The organism is Dapis purpurea BLCC-M126, from assembly GCF_050015975.1.
In the GTDB taxonomy this organism is placed as follows: domain Bacteria; phylum Cyanobacteriota; class Cyanobacteriia; order Cyanobacteriales; family Microcoleaceae; genus Trichodesmium.
Genome location: NZ_JBNHER010000236.1, coordinates 1 through 5,584 on the forward strand (window position 1 = coordinate 1; position 5,584 = coordinate 5,584).

At 36.6% G+C, this 5,584-nt stretch carries 3 protein-coding genes; 2 read left to right on the plus strand and 1 reads right to left on the minus strand.

The features are described from left to right. Positions 1-382: 382 nt before the first annotated feature. Positions 383-1,093: a choice-of-anchor K domain-containing protein gene (locus tag ACP6PL_RS21150; RefSeq protein ID WP_426547249.1), complete on the minus strand. Its 711-nt coding sequence runs from the start codon at positions 1,091-1,093 to the stop codon at positions 383-385. Positions 1,094-1,477: 384 nt separating this feature from the next. Here ACP6PL_RS21150 and ACP6PL_RS21155 point away from each other — a divergent pair, with 384 nt between their 5' ends. Together ACP6PL_RS21155 and ACP6PL_RS21160 are read left to right on the plus strand one after the other, a co-directional pair. After that, the gene (locus ACP6PL_RS21155) at positions 1,478-1,837 is read left to right on the plus strand and encodes a hypothetical protein (RefSeq protein WP_426547250.1); all 360 of its coding nucleotides are present in this window, start codon (positions 1,478-1,480) and stop codon (positions 1,835-1,837) included. Between the two features lie 291 nt (positions 1,838-2,128). Beyond that, on the plus strand, positions 2,129-5,008 hold the full coding sequence (locus ACP6PL_RS21160) for an efflux RND transporter permease subunit (RefSeq protein ID WP_426547251.1): 2,880 nt from the start codon (positions 2,129-2,131) through the stop codon (positions 5,006-5,008). Positions 5,009-5,584: the final 576 nt, after the last annotated feature.

A 5,584-nucleotide genomic window follows, 5' to 3' on the forward strand; every position in this document is an offset into this window, starting at 1 on the left:
TTTAACCAGAGGTAATTATCAATTATCCATTATCAATTATCAATTAATGAAGCAGCCGAACCCAGTTTCTGGTTTTTTTCAATGAAAACCTCTCCCCTAACCCCTCTCCTGCAAGGAGAGGGGCGAAGTCTTCTCCCCCTTCCCTAGTAGGGAAGGGGGTTGGGGGGTTAGGTTTTTTTCCCACAATTTTAATCTAGACGCGCTACTACGAACTTTAATTATAACTATTCAACCGGAGATGATATAAGTCCTAATTGGATATTTTTTTGTCGCCATCTGTGCCCTCTTTTACCCAGTCCAGTATAATTTTTTTCGGGGCTTCTGAGTTAGTAGAAAGAAAAGGGGTAAATATTGTGCTTTACCCTGTACCTGAAAGCCACTATTAAGGCTTTGTCTTTAATGAACCTGCTAGATAAACACCAAGTAAACCCAGACCAAATATTGCGGTAGGTTCGGGAACATCTACAACATCCGCTCTAATGATTTCAGCATATAACATTGCCTCTGCTGTTGACTGTTCCGGGGAGTTAAACTCACTGAGGAAAGTATTACCACCATCACTAGAAAAACCGATTAGTTTTACTGTGTAATTTACTCCATCAAAGTTAAAAGAATCACTTGTGAGACCATTAGCTTGAAATTGGAGTTTATCTCCATCTAAAACTGGGTTTCCTGTATAGTTAGGAGTATTAAGAATGTTGAAAGTATAGTTGAAATTTTCTATGCTATTGAAAGGATTAGTAAAAGATAGTTTTACCTCTAGAGGGAAATCTCCATTAAAAGTATTAAATGTGGCACCATTCCGATAGGTTAAATCACCAACTGCAAATAGGGTATTTACACCAGTGCTAAAACCTAAACCATCATACTGAACATAATTTGTGAAAGATCCAGCTACAGAGTGTCCCCAAGTCAACCTGTTATTTGTCCCACCGTTTTCATCGGAGAGATATTCCGCACCAGCAGATACAACGGGTAGACCCCATGAACCAGATGATGTTCCAGCAAAAGTAATAGCTTCAACTTTTCCTGTTGTTGCCAACAACATTGTAGTAGTTGCTATTAAGGTTGGCAAAAATTTAGTTCTGTTCATAGTAAACCATTCTCCTAATTTTTTATTTTTATTAGTTGATTGCCTAAATATCTTATTCTTATGGAATTTCTCTCGTCAGGAATGCTATATTTAGTTGCCATTCGATTTCCCCATCTCCCCAAGAATATATAGCAACAATGAGTGAAATTTGGCATTACTCTATATAAAACTTATTCATTTGTTTCAATTATCAAAAATTACTATTTTTATATAATTTTATGTCAGATATATTCATAGTAAATTAACCTTCATAAAAACTGGCCAAAAATAGGTTGTCGATCTTTAATGTCTAAGCTAATGTTAGATTAAATACCATCTGTTTATTATTCGTATAATATGAAAATATATAGAGAAATATTACTCGGAAAAAGGACTAATTACTTAATGAAGACTACCTTCCGCCAACAATCTCTAATTACAGCCTTTTTAATGACTGTTTCAATCGTAGCCTACTGCAGTTTGTTTTTGAATGAGGCGAACAGTCAAACTCCTAAATTGCAAGATAAAAATGAATATCCTCAAGATTTTGCGGAGGCTTATCAGGCAAGTTGTCAGTTTAATGCTGTGGCAAAAGGATTGCCTGGAGAACAATCTGAAATATTATGTAATTGTACCTTGAATCAGTTTCAATCTAAATATACCTTAGCAAAATTTCAGAAACTATTGGAAGAATCAGCAAAGGAGGAAACACCGGACGAGTTAATAGAAGTAGGAGAGCTTTGTGCTGAAAAGTTAATAAATTGATTTTTAGGGAGTAGGCAAAAAATATTTACCCCATTAGTCGTACTCTCTCTAAACAATAGACATCTCCAGAAAAGAGGGAGTAGGGAGTAGGGGGAAAGAATTAATGGTTTATGCGTATGGGATTGATTTGATTTTTCATTTTTGGAGAAGTCTAATAATAATTAGAATTGATGATGACTATAAATACCCTATTTTGGTATAAAAAAATATTTCTAAATTCTCTTCCCTACTGACTCCTGACTCCTGACTCCTAATTAACTATCTAAATTATACCAATGCTACCGAATTTATATGAAACAGTCTTCAGTGAAAAATCTGCGACAGCGCTGGAATATTTCTAGGTGGGCGATCGCTAATCCTTGGTTAACTATTTGTTTTTGGTTAACTGTAACTATAGCAGGATTATTTGCTTTTAGTAGTCTCAAATATGCTTTATTTCCAGAGGTCAGTTTTCCGGTAGTGGTAGTACAAGCAAAAGCAACTTTTGACACTGCTATAGAGACGGAAAGGGAAATTACTGCTCCCATTGAAAATGCTGTAAAAAGCCTGGAAACAAAAGGTATGTATGAATTGCGATCCTCCACATATCCAGGTCAAACAGTCATAAATATGGCTTTTAGCACTCTCTACAATTTAACCTCGGCAACAGCAGATGTAGAAACTGCTCTCAAACAAGTAACTCTACCTTCAGAAACCAATTTAGAAATAATTAGTCTGGACTTAAACGAGTCGGCAGCTATTAGTTATGCTATTACCAGCAAGAGTCAAACCCTGAAAGAATTAACTAAAATTGCTCAAAATCAAATTATTCCTACTATTGCAGAATTACCAGGAGTTTTAAAAGTTAATCTACTGGGCGATACTTCTCGAAAACAAAAAGATAACGAAAAATTAATCTCTACCTTACCGCCAACTCTTGTTAGTTTCAATGCTAAAAATGCTATAGCTTTTCAAGTAGTTAAACGTGCTGATGCTAATACTCTAGAAGTGGTGAGTAGGGTAGAAGCAATTATAGCAAAATTGCAATCTGACTTACCAGAGATAGAGCTTGTCTTAGCAGAAACTCAAGCAGACTATATTCAGGAGGCAACCAAAGCTACTATTGATGCTTTACTATTGGGAATTATTCTGGCAGTGGCAGTCATTTTTCCTTTCTTGCGGAATTTTGCAGCGACAATGATTACAGCATTGGCAATACCTATTTCTTTATTAGGCACTTGTATTGTCATGGCAATATTTGGATTTAATTTAGAAACCATTACTCTTCTGGCATTGGCAATAATTATTGGTATTATTGTTGATGATGCTATTGTGGATGTGGAAAATATTGCTAGACATATTGAAGCAGGAGAAACTCCTAAACAGGCAGCAATTTCTGGCACTGATGAAATAGGTTTAACTGTTGTTGCTTCTACTTGCACTATTGCTGCAGTATTTCTGCCAGTTGCTTTTATGGGAGATACTCTCGGTCAATTTTTTCAACCTTTTGGTTTAACGGTTTCTGCAGCAGTATTAATTTCTTTATTGGTTGCTCGGACTTTATCTCCAGTATTGGCAAGTTGGTGGTTAGGTAAGAAGGAAGAAGGAAGAAGGAAGAAGGAAGAGGGAAGAGGGAAGGAGGAAGAAGGAAGGAGGAAGGAGGAAGAGGGAAAGTTTGAAGTTATCAGTCAGAAGTTAGAAGGAAAAGGACTTATGCAGAAACCGGGTTTATCAAGGAAATCTCGTGACTTGAATAACCAGGATAATAAACCCGGTTTCTTGTTTGAGAATATTTTATCTAATCAATACCAAAAATTACTTAACTGGTCCCTAGATCATCGCAAAATTGTCATTGCCATAGCTTTACTTAGTTTTGTTGCTGGTGTAGCCATGATTCCTCTAATTCCTAAAGGATTAGTACCTCAACTCGATCGAGGAGAATTTAATATTACCTACTCTTATCCTCTGCCTAATTTTGCCACTAATACTGAAAAATCTCCCCCTCCCCAAGAAGTTCAAGCGCCTCCTAATAACTCAATTTTTGGGGAAGGTGCATTTAATTGGATGAGCGATATAACCAACTCTCCCACCAGAATATTGTTAAGAAAATCTCGGAGAATAGCTCAACAAATTGAGAAAATTGTTTTATCTTCCCCAGAAGTAGAATCAGTCTTTAGTATTGCAGGTTTCCAGGGTGAGCCAAATCGTGGTAAAGTATATGTCAAACTCACAAAAGAGCGTTGGCGGAGCCTAGCGGGAGCTACATCGTTAACTACTTCCCAAGTACAAGAGCAAACTCGTACTGCTTTATCAGAATTAGAAAAGGTGACTGTCAGTGTTGAGGATATTCCTTTTGTGCAGACTGGTGCAGGAAAACCTTTTGAAATAATTCTGTTGGGAGATAACCGGGAAATTCTCCACAATACTGCTACCAAAATTCAAACTCAGATTCAAAAAATACCTGGTTTTGTAGACATAACTATAACGTCTCAGTTTCAGAATTTTGATAACCCCATGGAAATAAGTCGTCGTGGTTTGAAACAGGTTGTGTATATTACTGCTAATCTCTCTGATGGTTTAGGATTAGCCGATGCTATTGATTTGGCGGTAGATGTTGCTGAATCTGTTTTACCAGATGGTGTCCAGTTAGACTTGGGAGGAGATTCTCTGAGAGTGGGAGAAGTATTTGGTAGTTTTGGTGTGACGTTGGGTTTGTCTGTTGTCTGTATGTTGACAGTGCTATTTTTACTTTTTCGGAGATTTTTGGAACCTCTAGTAGTAGGTTTGTGTTTGCCTCTATCTATTGTGGGAGCAATGTTAGGGTTGTTAGTTATTCAGAGTGATTTTGGCGTTATTTCTTTATTAGGTCTGATTTTTCTCCTTGGTTTGCTTGACAAAAATGCCTTATTGTTGATGGATTATATTAATCAACTGCGTCAGTCAGGGTTAGATCGGAGAGAGGCAATTTTGGAAACTGGGGTAGTGCGACTGCGACCGATTTTGATGACCACAAGTTCGACAGTTTTAGGAATGTTACCGATCGCTCTGGGATTAGGAGCAGGGGCAGAATTACGACAACCTCTAGCTGTTGCAATTATTGGGGGGTTGATTACTTCTACTTTGTTGAGTTTAATTGTAGTTCCTGTTTTGTATACTTCATTAGAAGATTGGTGGGATTGCAAAAACAGTTAAATAGACGAAGAAATTTTAAAACTAGCTGATATCAAAATGGATATAACGCCAAATCAACGATTCGGGAAACTACAAACAAAATAAAAAAGTTGGGTTAACACAACCAGAAAACTACGCACTCTTAGCATTAATAATAGAAAGTCCTGTTTATAAAAAAATTATATCTGGATGAAAACTCTCAAATCCCTAATTTTTCCTAGGGATAAGCTGTGCTAACATTACCTCAATTCAACCTACATTAATTACGCTCGTAGTTGGGCTTTAGCCCCTCCAAGGATTGGGCTAAAGCCCAACTACAAACTTAATAGTTTAATAGTGCGTGTCATTTGGAAAATCAGCAAAAGCACTGTAACTCTCTAAATTTTCCTTCATATAAATTTACACAGTTTTAAAGTTTTATGTAGTTTTTGCTACATTTTTTTATGCTTCTGCCACTATTAAAAACATAAACCATCTTTATAAAACGAATTTTATCAAAAGGAGTCGAACAATATGGATGCTCAAAAATTCCTGAGTCGCTACTCTATAGAACCCATTTGGTATCTTTTCCGTCCAAGGTTATACTAAGTAGCGATC